General features: G+C 41.2%; 20 protein-coding genes. 6 read left to right on the top strand and 14 right to left on the bottom strand.

Annotated elements, in window-relative coordinates:
* The first annotated feature begins 361 nt into the window (after window positions 1-361).
* Window positions 362-898 (top strand): gamma carbonic anhydrase family protein, encoded by a 537-nt coding sequence (locus tag WDB87_RS06330; RefSeq protein WP_337849381.1) that lies wholly within the window; start codon window positions 362-364, stop codon window positions 896-898.
* Here WDB87_RS06330 and WDB87_RS06325 read toward each other — a convergent pair.
* A complete protein-coding gene (locus WDB87_RS06325; RefSeq protein ID WP_286245709.1) occupies window positions 881-1,141 on the bottom strand; it encodes a DUF1488 domain-containing protein in 261 nt (86 codons plus the stop codon). The two genes, WDB87_RS06330 and WDB87_RS06325, sit on opposite strands and share 18 nt — an antisense overlap.
* Complete coding sequence (gene aroE / locus WDB87_RS06320) at window positions 1,138-1,962, bottom strand: shikimate dehydrogenase (protein ID WP_337849380.1); 825 nt, start codon at window positions 1,960-1,962, stop codon at window positions 1,138-1,140. The genes WDB87_RS06325 and aroE overlap by 4 nt, the downstream gene beginning before the upstream one ends.
* A 53-nt stretch (window positions 1,963-2,015) precedes the next feature.
* Here aroE and WDB87_RS06315 point away from each other — a divergent pair, with 53 nt between their 5' ends.
* Window positions 2,016-2,453, top strand: coding sequence for a group II truncated hemoglobin (locus tag WDB87_RS06315; protein ID WP_337849379.1), 438 nt, complete (start codon window positions 2,016-2,018; stop codon window positions 2,451-2,453).
* Between the two features lie 93 nt (window positions 2,454-2,546).
* Here WDB87_RS06315 and hemF read toward each other — a convergent pair whose 3' ends face one another.
* The 6 genes from hemF to WDB87_RS06285 all read right to left on the bottom strand — a co-directional run bounded on the left by hemF (window position 2,547) and on the right by WDB87_RS06285 (window position 7,476).
* Window positions 2,547-3,497 (bottom strand): oxygen-dependent coproporphyrinogen oxidase, encoded by a 951-nt coding sequence (hemF, locus tag WDB87_RS06310; protein ID WP_286245706.1) that lies wholly within the window; start codon window positions 3,495-3,497, stop codon window positions 2,547-2,549.
* A gap of 1 nt (window position 3,498) precedes the next feature.
* A complete protein-coding gene (locus WDB87_RS06305; protein WP_337849378.1) occupies window positions 3,499-4,062 on the bottom strand; it encodes an L-threonylcarbamoyladenylate synthase in 564 nt (187 codons plus the stop codon).
* 21 nt (window positions 4,063-4,083) lie between these two features.
* Entirely contained in the window at window positions 4,084-4,659 is a 576-nt protein-coding gene (locus WDB87_RS06300; protein WP_337849377.1) for a DNA topoisomerase family protein, read from the bottom strand.
* A gap of 97 nt (window positions 4,660-4,756) precedes the next feature.
* The gene (locus tag WDB87_RS06295) at window positions 4,757-5,230 is read right to left on the bottom strand and encodes a DUF494 family protein (RefSeq protein ID WP_004588034.1); all 474 of its coding nucleotides are present in this window, start codon (window positions 5,228-5,230) and stop codon (window positions 4,757-4,759) included.
* Window position 5,231: 1 nt separating this feature from the next.
* On the bottom strand, window positions 5,232-6,323 hold the full coding sequence (gene dprA / locus WDB87_RS06290) for a DNA-processing protein DprA (protein WP_286245702.1): 1,092 nt from the start codon (window positions 6,321-6,323) through the stop codon (window positions 5,232-5,234).
* A gap of 31 nt (window positions 6,324-6,354) precedes the next feature.
* Window positions 6,355-7,476, bottom strand: coding sequence for a LysM peptidoglycan-binding domain-containing protein (locus tag WDB87_RS06285; RefSeq protein ID WP_286245700.1), 1,122 nt, complete (start codon window positions 7,474-7,476; stop codon window positions 6,355-6,357).
* A 119-nt stretch (window positions 7,477-7,595) separates the two neighbouring features.
* Between WDB87_RS06285 and def the strand changes: the two genes are divergently transcribed.
* The 4 genes from def to trkA all read left to right on the top strand — a co-directional run bounded on the left by def (window position 7,596) and on the right by trkA (window position 11,817).
* Window positions 7,596-8,102: a peptide deformylase gene (def, locus tag WDB87_RS06280; RefSeq protein ID WP_055016188.1), complete on the top strand. Its 507-nt coding sequence runs from the start codon at window positions 7,596-7,598 to the stop codon at window positions 8,100-8,102.
* Window positions 8,103-8,123: 21 nt separating this feature from the next.
* Complete coding sequence (fmt, locus tag WDB87_RS06275) at window positions 8,124-9,077, top strand: methionyl-tRNA formyltransferase (protein WP_337849376.1); 954 nt, start codon at window positions 8,124-8,126, stop codon at window positions 9,075-9,077.
* A complete protein-coding gene (gene rsmB, locus WDB87_RS06270) occupies window positions 9,070-10,365 on the top strand; it encodes a 16S rRNA (cytosine(967)-C(5))-methyltransferase RsmB (protein ID WP_337849375.1) in 1,296 nt (431 codons plus the stop codon). Before fmt ends, rsmB begins: the two co-directional genes overlap by 8 nt.
* Window positions 10,366-10,440: 75 nt before the next feature.
* Window positions 10,441-11,817: a Trk system potassium transporter TrkA gene (trkA, locus tag WDB87_RS06265; protein WP_286245697.1), complete on the top strand. Its 1,377-nt coding sequence runs from the start codon at window positions 10,441-10,443 to the stop codon at window positions 11,815-11,817.
* An 85-nt stretch (window positions 11,818-11,902) separates the two neighbouring features.
* On the opposite strand, the gene WDB87_RS06260 is transcribed toward trkA, so the two are convergent.
* The 6 genes from WDB87_RS06260 to WDB87_RS06235 all read right to left on the bottom strand — a co-directional run bounded on the left by WDB87_RS06260 (window position 11,903) and on the right by WDB87_RS06235 (window position 16,289).
* The gene (locus WDB87_RS06260) at window positions 11,903-12,118 is read right to left on the bottom strand and encodes an EF-hand domain-containing protein (RefSeq protein WP_004588041.1); all 216 of its coding nucleotides are present in this window, start codon (window positions 12,116-12,118) and stop codon (window positions 11,903-11,905) included.
* Between the two features lie 182 nt (window positions 12,119-12,300).
* Window positions 12,301-12,513 carry a calmodulin gene (locus WDB87_RS06255; protein ID WP_337849374.1) on the bottom strand — a complete coding sequence of 71 codons (213 nt, stop codon included), beginning with the start codon at window positions 12,511-12,513 and terminating at the stop codon, window positions 12,301-12,303.
* Between the two features lie 129 nt (window positions 12,514-12,642).
* The gene (locus tag WDB87_RS06250; RefSeq protein WP_286245696.1) at window positions 12,643-12,855 is read right to left on the bottom strand and encodes an EF-hand domain-containing protein; all 213 of its coding nucleotides are present in this window, start codon (window positions 12,853-12,855) and stop codon (window positions 12,643-12,645) included.
* 462 nt (window positions 12,856-13,317) lie between these two features.
* Window positions 13,318-13,980 (bottom strand): flagellar brake protein, encoded by a 663-nt coding sequence (locus WDB87_RS06245; protein ID WP_337849373.1) that lies wholly within the window; start codon window positions 13,978-13,980, stop codon window positions 13,318-13,320.
* A gap of 29 nt (window positions 13,981-14,009) precedes the next feature.
* Window positions 14,010-15,461: a TrkH family potassium uptake protein gene (locus WDB87_RS06240; protein WP_286245694.1), complete on the bottom strand. Its 1,452-nt coding sequence runs from the start codon at window positions 15,459-15,461 to the stop codon at window positions 14,010-14,012.
* Between the two features lie 213 nt (window positions 15,462-15,674).
* Complete coding sequence (locus WDB87_RS06235; RefSeq protein WP_337849372.1) at window positions 15,675-16,289, bottom strand: YigZ family protein; 615 nt, start codon at window positions 16,287-16,289, stop codon at window positions 15,675-15,677.
* Window positions 16,290-16,349: the final 60 nt, after the last annotated feature.

Below are 16,349 nucleotides of genomic sequence, written 5' to 3'. Positions count from 1 at the left end.
AGAACGTTGCGACGTTGCCGCTAGGGATGCGTATAATACACCCTTTATTTTTCGAGTCAACACTTAATTTTAAACTTTCTTGCGATGATTTAAAACCGAAGTTTTACTTAACTCTCTGAGCAGCTCCTGCCTCGCTAAGCGTTGGCGCTCCCTGTCTCAGTGGGGTCGCATTATAGGGAGAACAGATTTTTACGCAAGCACTTTTTTAAGGAAAAACCAAAAAAAAGCACCGTTCGGTCAATATGTGAACTAACCCCTCTGTAACTGGTAGTTTTATAATCAAATCAGGCCTTTTCTGGCCACTATTTGAGTGTTGCTGTTACACTCAAGCGACTATAACTAGTATTTAAAAGGTATATATATGGCTATCCGTTCTTATAAAGGTGTGACTCCCTCTTTTAATTCGTCTGTTTATGTTGATGAATCGTCTGTTTTGGTAGGCGATATTACTATTGGCGACAACTGTAGCGTATGGCCATTAGTGGCAGCACGTGGAGATGTTAATTATATACGTATTGGTGAACGTACAAATATACAAGACGGTAGTGTTCTTCATTTATCACGTGCGACTGAAAGCAACCCAGATGGTTACCCACTTATTATTGGTGATGATGTGACAGTGGGTCACAAGGTGATGCTGCATGGATGTACGCTTGGAAACCGTATACTTGTCGGTATGGGCGCTATTGTAATGGATAATGTAATAGTAGAGGACGACGTTATTATTGGTGGGGGGTCATTAGTACCGCCAAATAAACGATTGGAGTCTGGTTATTTATATGTTGGTAGCCCAGTAAAGCAAGCTCGCCCATTGACAGAGCAAGAGCTTGCTTTTTTAAAAGTATCTGCAGATAACTATGTGCAATTAAAAGATGAGTATTTAGCCGAGATTGGCTAGATTCACTTCTATCTGCCCTGCCGAGTTATAGCTTTCATCTTCTATTAGTTGCTCGGCACACTCTTCATAATCAAATCGGTACTTATCAAAATATTCTGTTGCGTGACTTTCATCTTTTAAATCTAAGTTACGTAGTTCAATAACACACTCCACCAGCATCCCCGATACTTGTGCAAAAAATACTAGTTGGTGGGAAGGTTCTCTAAACTCGAGTCTATCTATAAACTGTATGGCTTGATTCATTTAAGCATGCCTTGTTTTAGTGCTTTAACAACAGGAAGTATGGCGGGCATTTTATTTCGCCATATAAAAAATGCCTGTGCGGCTTGGCCTACTAACATGCCGCTACCATCTAACAGCTTAGTATTTGTATTGTGCTGTGCAACCCAGTTCATAAAAACAGTATTTTCTAATGAGTAAAACATATCGTAAGCAACATCACAGCGAGTAAAGTGTTTTTTATCAAGCGCTGGAAGTTCGTTATTCATACTGCTTGATGTAGAGTTTACAATAAGTGAGTATTCGCTTACTGGTAAATCATCAAATCCATAGCCTGTTACTTTGCCATATTCAGTAAATAGCAGAGCTAAGTCTTGCGCTTTTTTTACCGTGCGATTAACAATAATGATTTCTGAAGGGTTGTGTTCAAGTAAAGGTAATATTACCCCTCTTGCTGCGCCTCCCGCACCAATAATCAAAATACGCTTATTGGTGATTGTCACCTCATTAGCAAGTAAATCATTAACAAAGCCCACGCCATCGGTATTATCACCTAACAAAGTACCATCATCGCGTTTTTTAAGTGTATTAACCGCACCAACAATTTTAGCAAGCGGGGTGAGTTCATCAGCCATAGCATACGCTTGCTCTTTAAATGGCATAGTTACATTTGCGCCTATCCCGCCTTGCTCAAAAAAAGTGGTTACTGTTTTTTCAAAGCTATCGATAGGTGCTAATATTGCGCGGTAGTCGATTTGCTCACCCAAAGATACAGCAAATTGTTTATGTATCGCGGGGGATTTTGAATGTTTTATTGGATTTCCAAAAACCGCATATTTGTCCATTTTAAAGCAACCTCTTTGCAGCTATACACTGCCTATTAACGATGATAAGTAATATGATTAAACGACTTTTTTCAAAATCTAAACCAGCGACTAAGCAACCAGCGCCCACTCCTGAGAAAACACCCTATGAAATAATTGGTGGAGAAGCAGGTACCCGTGCTATAGCTAACCGATTCTACGACATAATGGCCAGCGATGAATACGCCAAACCATTATATGATATGCATCCTCTGCCATTAGATAGAATTCGCCAAGTTTTTTTTGAATTTTTATCGGGTTGGCTTGGCGGGCCAAGTCTATTTACAGAAAAGCATGGCCAACCTATGCTGCGCAAACGCCATATGCCTTTTAGCATAAATAAAGACCTGCGCGATCAGTGGATGTATTGCATGAATAAAACACTCGATATAGAAGTAGACAACCCCCTACTGCGCGAAGGGTTAAAGCAATCTTTTGGGCAACTAGCCACGCATATGATTAATGAGCACTAATTGCAACTACTTAGCAAAAAGGCGCTGTTAAGCGCCTTTTATTGGATCTGTTGACCTTTGCGGATTTAAACAGCCCCTACCTTAATTTAATATTTATAACTGCCATTCTCTGGCTATCAAATCAGTGGGGGTAGTGGTTAGCCACTCTTGTGGACGTAAATAGTATTGATACAAATTAGCCTCTGCGCTGTCGGGCGCTGGTTTATAGTTATATTCCCAACGCGCCAGTGGCGGCATCGACATCAATATAGACTCTGTGCGCCCACCGCTTTGTAAGCCAAATAAAGTGCCTCTATCCCACACAAGGTTAAACTCTACGTAACGACCGCGGCGATATAGTTGGAAATCGCGCTGCTGCTCAGTGAATTCATCATTTTTACGACGCTCAATAATAGGTAAGTACGCATCTAAAAAGCCATTACCAACCGATTGCATAAATGCAAAGCTTTGCTCAAACCCGAGCTCATTTAAGTCATCAAAAAATAAGCCACCTACACCACGTGTTTCGTCGCGATGTTTTAGGTAAAAATATTCATCACACCAGGTTTTGTATTTTGGATACACTTGTTCACCAAATGGTGCACAAATGTCGTGTGCGACTTGGTGCCAATGCTGTACATCTTCAAAAACGGGGTAAAAAGGCGTTAAGTCAAACCCTCCGCCAAACCACCAAATAGGTTCTTCACCTTCTTTTTCAGCTATAAAAAAACGTACATTGGCATGACTTGTAGGAACATGTGGGTTTTTTGGATGAATAACTAATGATACGCCACATGCATGAAAGCTTCGCCCTGCAAGCTCTGGCCTATGAGCGGTCGCAGAGCCCGGCATCGATGCACCAAATACATGCGAGTAGTTAACGCCACCTTGCTCAATTACATTGCCGTTAGTGGTAACACGCGTGCGCCCGCCACCGCCTTCGGCACGTTGCCAGCTATCTTCAACAAATTTTGCACTGCCATCGGCCTGCTCTAAACCTTGGCAAATGGTGTCTTGCAAAGCCATAAAATACGCTTTTACTTGTTCTAATAATTCGCTTTGCATATTAACCTCTAAATACTTTGCCGGTCATGGCATCTTTTATTGTGCTTGGCTGCGTGTTACCCCCTAAAGGCTCATCAATATAACAACCTACTTTATCTGCAAACTGCTGCTTGGCTTGTTCAATACTTGTTACCGTAGGCTGACCGGTCAAATTAGCACTAGTAGAGACAAGAGGTTTACCTAATTGCTGGCATAAGCGCTTAACACTTGGGTGATTTGTTACACGCACTGCAATAGTATCAAACTGGCCTGTTAACCATTTAGGCGTATTTTTAGCCGCAGGCATTACCCAGGTAATAGCACCAGGCCAACTAGAAAAAATATCAGCACGTTTATCCATTGGCAGCTTTACATCGTCAACATACTTTAATAATTGGCCGTAATTATCGGCAATTAAAATAAGGCCCTTTTCAACGGGACGCTGTTTTATTTCTAGCAACTTCTCAACAGCTTGCTGATTATCTGGATCACACCCTAAGCCATAAACTGCTTCAGTAGGGTATAAAATAACTTCACCTTGCTCTAAGCAAGATATAGCCGTAGGCAATGTAGAAAGGTCTGACAAAATATGCTCCAGAAATTTATATTAATCAGTAGTGGTAAGTTTATGCAGGCAACTTTTTTGTGGGCACTGTAGCACAGTACCACTGGCCATTTTTTTCTCAATAACAAGCGGCCAATCGCACTTAGGGCATGGCTTGGCTATGGGTTTGTTATTTAGTGTATATTTACAGCTTGGGTAACAATCGCATGAGTAAAACGTTTTACCAAATTTATTGCTGCGTGCAACTAACTGCCCTTTTTTGCATTTAGGGCACCCAGGTAATACATCATCGTTATTATTAGGTTCGTCATCGTGGGCGATGTAATGACATTGTGGGTACCCTGTACAACCAATAAACATGCCATAACGGCCGTTTTTAACCACCAGCGGTTTTGTACACTGTGGGCAGGCTGAATCTTCAAGAACTTTAATTTCGTTGCTATCGTGATGCGCTAATGGGCGAATAAAGTCGCATTTAGGGTAACTCGCACAACCCAAAAATGGGCCTGTTTTAGAGTTACGGATCACTAATTCAGAACCACATTGCGGGCAGACTTCGTATTCTTTTTCTAAGGCGTGTTTATCCGCCGAGAAAAGCGAATGGTCGATTTTACTCATGAGGTTCCTAATGGGTTGCTGAATTTTCGCCTAATATACCCAAACCACTTAAAGATACAAGCTGTGCATATATGTTTAAGTGGTTTGGCATACAATTTTAATGTAGAAGTTCGGTAGGTTCGTCAAATATAAGGTCTTCCATTTGCTCGTAGGCCTCTTCTGAGCCTGGTACATTAAATAACACCATAAGCACCACCCATTTTAAGTCATCGAGCGAAATATAAGGTTTGTCTAATGCGGCAAGGCGGTCCATCACCATTTCACGGGTTACACTATTAACCACCCTTATTTGCTCTAAAAACATCAAAAAGCCACGGCATTCAACGTTTAACATTTTGCATTCGCTATCGGTAAAAATGCGCATTGCTTGATGAGGCTTTGTAATTAAGTAAGGCGACTCATCGCTGCGTTGTAAATCGGCCAATTGTTCAAGCCAGTTTAACGCTTTAAAAATTTCGGTCTTATTAAAGCCCGCGCGAAGTAATTCATCGGTAAGCTCGTTTTCTTCAATATAAATATCGGCTTCGCTGTGAATGTAGTTTTCAAAAAGATACATGAGAATATCAAACATATTACCTTCCTGTGCTTAGCTTTATATACCCGTCTAATACGCGCTCTATTTCATCGTCTAACTCTAAATCGAGCAACCTTGCCAGCACTTTATCAATTGGCCACTGGGCGCGACGTACAATCTCATCAACACTGGTTACCTCATACCCTATACTATTTAGCACCTCACATTGTGACTGTTTGTTTACAGGCTCCTCTTTATTATATAGGCCGCTTTGATAAGAAAAGCTCACCTCATCTAAAATATCTGTCACATTTTCGACTAACTTAGCGCCCTGCTTTATTAAAAAATGACTCGCTTGCGATAATGGGTTTTTAATAGAGCCTGGTACTGCAAACACTTCTTTATTTTGTTCAATAGCGTAACGGACCGTGATTAATGAGCCGCTTTTAATTTCAGCCTCTACAATAACTACGCCTAAAGACAACCCAGATATAATACGGTTTCTGCGTGGAAAGTTATGCGCATTAGCAGCGGTACCCGGTAAAAATTCGCTTATCAATAAGCCATGCTCTAATACTTGGTCTGTTAATAATTTATGGCGTTTCGGGTAGTAAATATCAACCCCAGTCCCTAATACACCAATTGTTTTGCCATTATTGGCCAATGCCCCTTTATGCGCGGCACCATCAATACCCCGCGCCATACCCGAGGTAACAGTAATACCAGCTAAAGTAAGTTGATAAGCAAGCTCTGAGGCTATTTCTAGCCCCGTAGGGGTTGCATTTCTACTGCCAACAATGGCTACTTGCGGGCTAGATAACAATGATATATCGCCTTTACAAAATAACAGTAAAGGGGCACTGGCTATGTGTTTTAGCTCGGCGGGGTAAAGCGCATCAAATATACATATAACGGTTATATTATTTTGCTGTATTTGTTGCTCGTAATAGCTTACTTGCTGCCAATTGGTATTGAGTAAATTACAAGCTTGGTTTTGGGTAAGCCCAAGCTGTTGTAATTCACTTTGGTTTAAATCAAATAATGATTCAAGGGGGTGAGTGTGTGATAAGGCTAGCAGTGTTTTAATACCTAAGCCTTTACACATATAAAAGGCAAGCCAATGGGCTAGCTTGCCAGATGACTGATCCATGCTCTCTCCTAGAGCACCGACTCGCTACAACTTAATGAATTACTACACTATCTCCAACGCGAATTGGGTGCTGATTTTTTGTTATTAATGCATAACTCACTTTGTCATACACTTTAAATACAATTAACTCACCTACTTTTTCATGTGGCATTGTCCATGTAGTGGTGTCTTCATCTGGCTCGCTGCCAAATAACTCACCCGCATCAGATAAAAGCTTTTCAAATTTGCTCGAATCTTCTGGATAACGCGGTCCTCGTGGGCCATCAATAACGGTGGGTGATTGGCGTTCTAAATCGAGGATATGACCAACTTCAATTTGTTGCTCAGCACCTAAGTTTAGCACCACTACATCCATTGTGCTGAATTCTCTTACTTGGCGCGGAGATGCAATGACACTGCCAGATACACTTTGCTTCGGGCGATGCATATTAAAGTACGCTGGTAACATTTGTCCTTGCATAGCAGGGAGTAAAAAATCACCTTGTTGAATCTCTTGCTTTACTGACTCAACCCGTAAAGACGATGGCACCCCATTGCTTTCATCCCCCGTTCTAAATGCACGAGCCATACCTACATAAGTAGCGCGAGTGGCTAGCTCTTCACCGGTTTTTGTATCTATGTAAGGTTCGCCTTTGTGATAAATAGCATAAGCTTTATGTACTTTTAAATCGCCCTTAACGTATAAAATATGCCCGAGTGTTTGCGTTTTAGTATTTTCGTTTGCACCTAAAATATACGGCTTATCATCTATTTCATCACTGTTAATCGCTTGCTCATAACTTAAATAAGGTTTAATTATTTCAAGTGGTAAAGTGGTAATGGCGTTGTTACCTTTTGGGGTAATACGCCCTTGCGGCGATAACTTTCTGTATGCTTTATTAATCACTAGACGCGGGTTACCGTCGGCGTCGTACACTAACGCGAGTGCATCGCCGGGGTAAATTAGATGCGGGTTATCTATTTGCGGGTTCATTTGCCACAACTCTGGCCACAGCCATGGTTCGTCTAAATAAATGCCGGAAATATCCCAAAGGGTATCGCCTTTTTTTACAACATATTGTTTTGGAGCATCTTTTTTTATTTGTAAAACATCAGCGACTGCAGGAAAAGCAGTACTTAGTGCAAACATAATTGCAGCCAATTGAGATTTCATTGGGCTTCCTTGTATTGTTTTTTCATTATTATTGACCAAAACCTGTTAAAGGGGAACGCGAATGGCTAAAATAAGAGCATACAATACCCTAAATTAAGCACAAGTGTAAAAAGGTAACTATGGCTAGGTTAGAAGTTTTAAGATTTCCAGATGAGCGTTTACGTACGGTAGCAAAAGAAGTTGCACAAGTTGATGACAACGTTCGCCAAATTGTAAAAGACATGCTAGAGACAATGTACGATGAAAACGGCATTGGGCTAGCTGCTACACAGGTTGATATTCATCAACGTATTGTGGTGATCGACGTATCAGAAGAACGCGACGAACCACTGGTTTTAATTAACCCACAAATTATCAAAAAAGATGGTTCAACAATTAGCGAAGAAGGCTGTTTATCAGTACCTAACTCTTACGCAAAAGTAGATCGTGCTGAAACCGTAACCGTTGCTGCTCTTAACGAAAATGGTGAAGAATTTGTACTAGATGCAGATGAGCTATTAGCTATTTGTATTCAACACGAGCTCGATCACTTACAAGGTAAACTATTTATTGATTACCTATCGCCATTAAAGCGTCAACGTATTCGCAAAAAGCTTGAAAAAGAAGCTAAATTTGCCGCGAAGTAATAAGCACCTTAGGAAAACTCAGTGACAAAACCACTACGCATTATATTTGCCGGTACGCCGGACTTTGCCGCTCGTCACCTACAAGCGTTAATTCAAAGCGAACACCAAATTGTTGGTGTTTACAGCCAACCAGACCGCCCTGCTGGGCGAGGTAAAAAGCTAAAAGCCAGTGAAGTAAAAGCGCTTGCGCTTGAACATGAACTACCTGTTTTTCAACCACAGTCATTAAAAAATGAAGACGCACTCACTGAGCTTAAAAGCTTAAATGCCGATATCATGATTGTGGTGGCTTACGGCTTAATTTTACCAAAAGCCATTTTAGAGGCGCCACGCTTAGGGTGTTTAAATGTACATGGCTCTATTTTACCGCGCTGGCGCGGTGCTGCGCCAATACAACGTGCAATTTGGGCTGGCGATAAAGATACCGGTGTAACCATAATGCAAATGGATGAAGGGCTTGATACAGGCGATATGCTGCACATTAGCCGCTGCCCTATTGCTGCGGATGAAACCAGTGCCAGTTTATACACTAAACTGGCTGAACTAGGCCCTGAAGCACTTGTTCAAACCATTAATAAGTTAGCCAATGGCGAGCTTATAGCTGAGCCACAAAACGACGAGCTGGCAAATTACGCTAAAAAGCTTTCAAAAGAGGAAGCGAATATTGATTGGACGATGGATGCTGAACAAATTGAGCGTAATATTCGTGCGTTTAATCCATGGCCTGTGTGCTTTACTCAAATGGGTGAGCAAAGCGTAAAAATTTACCAAGCTTCAGTCGTTGAGCAAAAAGGCAATGCCGGCGAAGTTTTATCAAGCGATAAAAACGGCATTGTAGTGGCGTGTGGTACACATGCATTGTGTATTACACAGCTGCAACCACAAGGTAAAAAACCAATGGCAATTAGCGACTTTTTAAATGGTCGTAGTGACTGGGTAACTCCTGGCACCGTATTAGGCGAAAACAATGAGTAATGTTCAAAACGTACGTGCGCTTGCCGCAGAAACTTTATATAACGTGGTTGATAAAGGCGCGTCGCTAAATCAAGAACTGCCATTTGCCAGCCAAGGGCTGCCCCCTAAAGACAAAGCGCTGCTACAGCAAATTTGTTACGGTGTATTGCGCTACCTACCTAGCCTTGAAAACTACTGCCAACATTTAGTAGAGCAGCCACTTAAGGGTAAACGTCGTATTTTTCAGTTTTTGTTGTATGTAGGTATTTATCAGCTGCAGCATATGCGCGTGCCACCGCATGCCGCCATTTCTGAAACCGTTAATGCCTTAGGTCAAATGCGTGCATTAGGTTTAAAAGGCTTAATCAACGCTATTTTGCGTAGTTTTCAGCGCCAACAAAGCGAGCTGGAAGAAAAAGCCAAGCAAATACCGGTGTGTTTATATAACCACCCAAATTGGTTTATCAAGCAAGTGCAAGCTGCCTACCCAGATAACTGGGAAGCGCTTCTTGAAGAAAACCAACAACAAGCTCCTATGTGGTTACGTGTCAATCAAGCTCAATACAGCACGCAAGAATACAGCGAAATGTTAACGGCAAACGATATTGAACACACGTTAAACCCTCAGTTTGTTGATGGTATTAAACTAGCTAAGCCCCGTGATGTTTTCTCACTGCCAGAGTTTGATGTGGGCGCCTGCTCGGTGCAAGATGCCGCAGCGCAACTAGCTGCACGCTTTTTAGCACCGCAAGCTGATGAATACATTTTAGATGCTTGTGCCGCACCTGGCGGAAAAACCTGTCATATACTTGAACTTGCTGATGCAGAAGTATTAGCCCTTGATAGCGATGCCACTCGCCTAGAACGGGTTAAGCAAAATTTAACCCGTATCGGTTTAGGCGCAGACCTCCAATGTGCTGACGCCTCGCAGCCTCATACATGGTGGGATGAGCAGCAGTTTGATCGTATTTTGTTAGATGTGCCGTGTTCAGCAACGGGTGTTATACGTCGCCACCCTGATATCAAATGGCTTCGCCGCGCATCAGACATTGAAGATTTAGCCACACTACAAAGCGATATACTCAATAGTATTTGGCCGCTACTTAAACCTGGCGGCACTATGATATACGCAACCTGTTCGGTACTGCCGCAAGAAAACCAACAGCAAGTCGCTAAATTTTTAGCTAATAATAGTGACGTTGAGCATATACCACTGCACGACAACGACACAGTTACCAACCCTGGTTTACAATTACTACCAGGGGAAAGCGACGGATTTTATTACGCTAAGCTAGTTAAAAAAGCCTAATAGCCGTACACTCAATAGCCATTTATTAAACAGTAAATGGCTATTTTTTTAATTAAACAGTAATTCGGGTAAATAATGAAAATAATCATACTCGGTGCCGGACAAGTCGGTGGTACGCTTGCTGAAAACTTAGTTGGCGAACAAAACGAAATAACCGTTGTTGATATAGACGGCAACCGCTTACGAGAGCTACAAGATAAGTACGACTTACAAGGGGTTGCAGGGCACAGTGCACACCCAGATGTACTGCGACGTGCAGGTGCTGAAGATGCCGACATGATTATTGCGGTAACCAGCTCAGATGAAGTAAATATGGTGGCATGTCAAGTCGCGTATAGTATTTTTAATACGCCAACTAAAATTGCCCGCATCCGATCAGAGCAATATTTAAAATACCGCGAAAAACTATTTCATAACGATGACCTTCCGGTTGATCATTATATTGCCCCCGAAGCACTCGTTACCAAATATATTCGCCGTTTAATAGATTACCCAGGCGCGTTGCAAGTGCTGCAATTTGCCGATGGCATGCTCTCTCTTGTAGCTGTAAAAGCTTATTACGGAGGCTTATTAGTAGGCTATGCGCTTTCTGCTTTAAAAGAGCACATTCCGAATGTAGAAACCCGTGTAGCAGCAATTTATCGCCAAGGTAAAGCTATAAAGCCACTGGGCACCACGGTAATAGAAGCGGACGATGAAGTATTTTTCATTGCTGCCACTAAGCATATACGCGCGGTTATGAACGAGCTACAAAAGCTTGAACGTTCTTACAAAAAAATTATGATCGCTGGTGGGGGTAACATTGGTGCAGGCCTTGCTCGTTCATTGGAAAAAAACCACAGCGTTAAGTTACTAGAGCGCAGTAAAGAGCGCGCTGAGCAACTCTCTGAAATGTTAGATAACACCGTGGTATTTTGTGGTGACGCCTCAGACCAAGAGCTGCTATCTGAAGAACACATAGAGCAAGTTGATGTGTTTATTGCAGTAACTAATGATGATGAAGCAAATATAATGTCGGCCATGCTTGCAAAACGCATGGGCGCACAAAAAACCATGGTGCTTATTCAGCGTGGTGCGTATGTAGATTTAGTACAAGGGGGTGAAATAGATATTGCTATATCACCACAACAAGCAACTATCTCTGCGCTGCTAACACACGTGCGCCGCGGTGATATTGTTAATGTGTACTCGTTACGTAAAGGCGCGGCTGAGGCTATTGAAGCCGTTGCTCATGGCGATGAAAACACATCAAAAGTAGTTGGCCGTGCTATTGCCGATATAAAACTACCTGCAGGTACGACTATTGGCGCTATTGTGCGTAATGATGACGTACTGATTGCCCACGACGATACCGTTATTATGTCTGGTGACCACGTTATTATGTTTTTAATCGATAAAAAGCATATCAACGTAGTAGAAAAGCTATTCCAAGTGAGTGCTATATTTTTATAGCTAAACGCAAAAAAGCCGCTGACTAAGGCGGCTTTAGTGGAGTATGTTTTTACGTTGCTAAGCTTCCTTGCTATGCAAATCAGACCTACTGTACTTTTGAAAACTCTTGCTCAGAAATCTCACCATTACCGTCAGTATCTAACTGGTCAAAAATCTTCACTAGCTGTGAATTTACTTGCGCTTCTTGCTTTGAAATTGCACCATCACCATCGGCATCAAACGAGGCAAAGTCGACTGCTGCGTATGCTGCTGATGAAGAGGCTAATACGATAACGGCAAGTGCTGTATTTAATGTTTTCATAGTTGTATCCTAATTAAGAGGAAGTCCTTTTCTAAGATCCATGGGTTTAAAAAATTATCTAAAAAGTGCTTTTTACTAATGTGCATTATTAAATTTTAATGCACATCAGATTAGAGAAAATAACTCTTTGCTAAGCGAACATGCATAGCTTAGCGCGCTCAATTGGCAAAGATCATCACGTCCTAGTATTTAGAGAACTCTTGCTTTGAAAGCTCACCATTTCCATCAGTATCAAGCTCTACAAACTCAGCCATTAAGTCCGCATCAACCGATGCTTCAGCTTGGCTAATAGCGCCATTGCCATCTACATCTAGCGTGTCAAAATCAGTCCCTGCAAATGCAGTAGAAGAAGAGGCAATAGCCATAAATGCGAGTGCTTTATTTAAATGCTTCATAATTTAATCCTTCAATATAAACAAATTAGTTAAGTTCACTAAGTGGTATACACAATCCTTGTTATCCTTTTTCGTAAGCTCCCTTGCCTACTTAGGTTGTCATTGGCAACTCAGGATAGTTACCACATATTAAGCTTCTGAAAATTCTGCTTTTGATAGCTCACCATCTTGGTCAGCATCTAATTCTGAGAACATACTCATCAGTTTTGCATCAATTGATGCTTCTGATTTGCTAATAGTGCCACTGCCATCTACATCTAACGTATCAAAATCGGTTGCTGCAAATGCAGCTGATGATGAAGCAAGGGCGATAAGTGCTAAAGTTTTATTAATGCTTTTCATAATATAATTCCTTCAAGTATATGTGTGCGATTAAGTGTTTTACTTTAAATCACGTTATTGTTCAGTACAGCCAGACTATTACAACTTGGATGCCAAGTTTTAAAAGTTCAATAATTTCATATGGTTAGAAGAGCGCTTGGCTATTTTTGATAATTTTAAGAGGATGTTTTGTTGCAAACTAGCAACAAGGAAAAATATGAAGTTTATAAATCTAATTAAAACAGTTACTTATATATGGTAAAAAAGCTACAATTTTTAGCGTAAATTGAAAGGGTAAATATTTATCGAAAAAAGAGACTAAATTTTAGCAGTGAGAGGAGCTAACGAATTAAAATAACTCACTTATAAAATAAATCTATACCGCTGATTTTTATAGAAAATAAAAATTATTTTTTAAAGTTATAAAAAATATTACCGCCATTAAAGTAAAAATGGCCATTTGTTGCTATTAAGCGAAAATACTTATTCTAATGGCAACTCAAGCATAGCGGGATCAATAAAGTGCTCTTTCATAAATGCCTTCATTTCATCTTCACTGGCTAAAAGTTTAATGCCACAATTAACCCCCGCTGCGTGTTCTTTCACACTGCATATTTCGCCAGTAAATGCTTTTTTGTTGGTATCAACCGTCACCGTACATTGCATATCTTTAATATTGTCATCGTTTTGATCGCCACGTACATCAAACATCACACCAGTAAGCGAGATGTCTTTAATTACCCCTTCAAGTACTCTATCGTCACTGAGCGTTAACTTTGCAGGTAATAAGGTAGGTATGCGTGTTTGCGCACGCAGTGCAAATAACTGCACTTGCTTAGGGTAGTTAATAAAAATGAGCCTAGTCGGGTGTGAGGCAACCGACATTACCTGCTGCCTAAACGCTATTACTTGCCCACCACTGCCCTCTATCACTGCCCTTACCACAACCATTACACCATCACGCAGGTAATCACTTGCTGCAGGTAAACGCTTTGAATTTGGATAATTTAAGATAATAAACTTATTTTCTAACAAACCAATAAACTCTGTTTTAACGCGTTTGCTACTAGTAGGGGTAACTATTTCTAGGTCAACTAATCGCCCTGTTGTTAGCTGATGTAATTTATCTAAATTAGAATGTGGCATGCCTGTTCCTAAGCATCATTTTTATCTTATTATCCACGCCAAAAGGTCGGCGTAAATAACACGAGTAAGGTAAATATTTCTAAGCGGCCAAATACCATGGCAATAGTTAAAAGCCATTTGGCACCATCGCTCACCGCCCCATAATGTGAGGCAACATCACCTAAGCCTGGGCCTAAGTTATTTAAACACGCCGCCGTAGCAGAGAATGCGGTAATGTTGTCCATACCTGTTCCCATTAGCGCCAGCATTATAATAATAAACACCAGTGCATACGCTGAGAAAAACCCCCAAACAGCTTCAACTACTTTATCTGGCAGAGCTTTACGACCAAGCTTAATTGAGTATATAGCACGTGGGTGCACTAAGCGATTAAGCTCACGTATGCCTTGTAAATAAAGTAAAAACACCCGTACGACTTTCATACCGCCACCGGTTGAACCCGCACAGCCACCAATAAAGCTCGAAAAAATAAGTAATATAGGTAAAAACAGCGGCCAAGCCGAAAAGTTATCAGTAGCAAAACCAGCGGTGGTACTCATAGACACGGCCTGAAATAAAGCCTGATCAAGGGTTTCATCGCCATCAGCAAATATTTCGTTAGATGAAAGCACCGTAAAACAAATAACCACCAGCGCTAACTGAATAAGCAAAAATACTTTAAATTCTGGGTCGCGTATATACACCTGAATATTACGACTCGCTACCGCCGCGTAATGCAAAGAAAAGTTAACCGCCGCAATAATTAAAAAGAATACACATATAAAGTTAATGACAGGGCTATCAAAGTGCCCTATTGAGGCATCGTATGTAGAAAAACCGCCAATCGCTACTGTAGAAAACGCATGACATATAGCATCAAACCACTCCATACCTGCCGCCCAATAGGCCAGCATACATGTCACCGTTAACGATACATATATATACCAAAGGTGTTTTGCGGTATCGGCTATGCGGGGGGTCATTTTAGAATCTTTTACTGGACCTGGGATCTCAGCTCGGTATAACTGCATGCCACCGACCCCAAGCATGGGCAGTATAGCAACGGCAAGTACAATGATACCCATACCGCCAAACCACTGTAATTGCTGGCGATAAAATAAAACTGACTTGGGCAGGTATTCAATTCCGGTAAGTACAGTGGCCCCAGTGGTTGTAAGGCCCGAAAAGGCCTCAAACACTGCATCGGCCATAGACAAATTAGGTTCTTGTAAAAAAATCAGCGGTAACGATGCAAACGCCCCTAGTACCAACCAAAACAGTACAACAATTAAAAAGCCTTCGCGTGCTTTTAAATCCCCGTTTTCATGCCTGTTTGGGTAGTAAGCTGTTAAACCAATTACCACACTAAATATAAACGCTAATACAAAAGGAACACCACCACCATCTTTATAAATTAAAGACACCACCGCAGGTGGCACCATGGTAATACTAAACAGCGCAACAAGTTGGCCAAGGATTTTTATGATGGTACGAAATTGCATGTAGCTTATCGCTTTTATTATTAGTAAATATAAGTGTGTAATACCAATCAGCAATAATATTTAATCATTTTCAGGGGCTAAACGTGTCGCTATCTGCGTTAAAAAATTCTCATTTAGAATAACTAAATAGCGAATTTTTTGCCTTGCTATCAACACGTTTATCCATCCTCAAAATAGATCACTTAATTATGCGGATTGGTATAAGTTATTGTCTTACTCTTTGATCGTTAACTCAACTGCGCCATGGCTTAAATCAAAAATATCTTTAATGGCCTGTTTTGCTTGGCGGCTATCAATAGTAATAACCCATTCAATATTAGCAGTAAATTGTTTTTCTATTTTAAGTACTTGATAATTGGTTTTTAACAACTGCTCTATAGCGCCCTGCATGCTGTATTCACTTTGACCAACTATCTCGATACTCGGTACTTTAGTCACCGTTTTTAGCTGCGCTAGCGCATTATTAAGCGACCCTCCATAAGCCCTTACTAAGCCACCGGTGCCTAGTTTTATACCGCCAAAGTAACGAGTAACAACCGCAGTAATTTCGCCAAGCCCAGAGCCCACCAGCACATTAAGCATGGGTTTTCCTGCGGTACCATTTGGCTCACCATCATCAGAAAAGCCATAAACATGGCTTCCGCCAGGGTTACCCGCTACGTGCGCCCAACAATTATGACGTGCATCGGGGTACTTTTCTTCAATACTTTTAATAAAGGCTTTAGCAGCCTGTAAGTCTGGCGTATGCGCGATATGAACAATAAAGGTGCTTTTTTTAATTTCTTCTTGATGAAATACATCATCGGCAGGGTATTTATATTCAGACATAGTAAACGCTTAATTAAAAATGGGGCCAAAAGGCCCCTTTGCATTCGCGTATTTTAGCGC

Source organism: Pseudoalteromonas sp. C12FD-1 (assembly GCF_037414265.1).
GTDB lineage: Bacteria > Pseudomonadota > Gammaproteobacteria > Enterobacterales > Alteromonadaceae > Pseudoalteromonas.
Note: the sequence above shows the minus strand (reverse complement) of the source record. Positions and strands in the feature narration are given on the sequence as shown.

Excerpts from the sequence above, each read along its gene's own strand:
- WDB87_RS06300 (WP_337849377.1), bottom strand. The coding sequence starts at position 4,659 with ATGAGTAAAATCGACCATTCGCTTTTCTCGGCGGATAAACACGCCTTA.
- WDB87_RS06245 (WP_337849373.1), bottom strand. The coding sequence starts at position 13,980 with ATGCCACATTCTAATTTAGATAAATTACATCAGCTAACAACAGGGCGA.
- WDB87_RS06295 (WP_004588034.1), bottom strand. The coding sequence starts at position 5,230 with ATGTTTGATATTCTCATGTATCTTTTTGAAAACTACATTCACAGCGAA.
- hemF (WP_286245706.1), bottom strand. The coding sequence starts at position 3,497 with ATGCAAAGCGAATTATTAGAACAAGTAAAAGCGTATTTTATGGCTTTG.
- aroE (WP_337849380.1), bottom strand. The coding sequence starts at position 1,962 with ATGGACAAATATGCGGTTTTTGGAAATCCAATAAAACATTCAAAATCC.
- WDB87_RS06330 (WP_337849381.1), top strand. The coding sequence starts at position 362 with ATGGCTATCCGTTCTTATAAAGGTGTGACTCCCTCTTTTAATTCGTCT.
- def (WP_055016188.1), top strand. The coding sequence starts at position 7,596 with ATGGCTAGGTTAGAAGTTTTAAGATTTCCAGATGAGCGTTTACGTACG.
- dprA (WP_286245702.1), bottom strand. The coding sequence starts at position 6,323 with ATGGATCAGTCATCTGGCAAGCTAGCCCATTGGCTTGCCTTTTATATG.
- WDB87_RS06235 (WP_337849372.1), bottom strand. The coding sequence starts at position 16,289 with ATGTCTGAATATAAATACCCTGCCGATGATGTATTTCATCAAGAAGAA.
- WDB87_RS06285 (WP_286245700.1), bottom strand. The coding sequence starts at position 7,476 with ATGAAATCTCAATTGGCTGCAATTATGTTTGCACTAAGTACTGCTTTT.
- WDB87_RS06250 (WP_286245696.1), bottom strand. The coding sequence starts at position 12,855 with ATGAAAAGCATTAATAAAACTTTAGCACTTATCGCCCTTGCTTCATCA.
- WDB87_RS06255 (WP_337849374.1), bottom strand. The coding sequence starts at position 12,513 with ATGAAGCATTTAAATAAAGCACTCGCATTTATGGCTATTGCCTCTTCT.
- trkA (WP_286245697.1), top strand. The coding sequence starts at position 10,441 with ATGAAAATAATCATACTCGGTGCCGGACAAGTCGGTGGTACGCTTGCT.
- WDB87_RS06260 (WP_004588041.1), bottom strand. The coding sequence starts at position 12,118 with ATGAAAACATTAAATACAGCACTTGCCGTTATCGTATTAGCCTCTTCA.
- WDB87_RS06240 (WP_286245694.1), bottom strand. The coding sequence starts at position 15,461 with ATGCAATTTCGTACCATCATAAAAATCCTTGGCCAACTTGTTGCGCTG.
- WDB87_RS06325 (WP_286245709.1), bottom strand. The coding sequence starts at position 1,141 with ATGAATCAAGCCATACAGTTTATAGATAGACTCGAGTTTAGAGAACCT.
- WDB87_RS06315 (WP_337849379.1), top strand. The coding sequence starts at position 2,016 with ATGATTAAACGACTTTTTTCAAAATCTAAACCAGCGACTAAGCAACCA.
- rsmB (WP_337849375.1), top strand. The coding sequence starts at position 9,070 with ATGAGTAATGTTCAAAACGTACGTGCGCTTGCCGCAGAAACTTTATAT.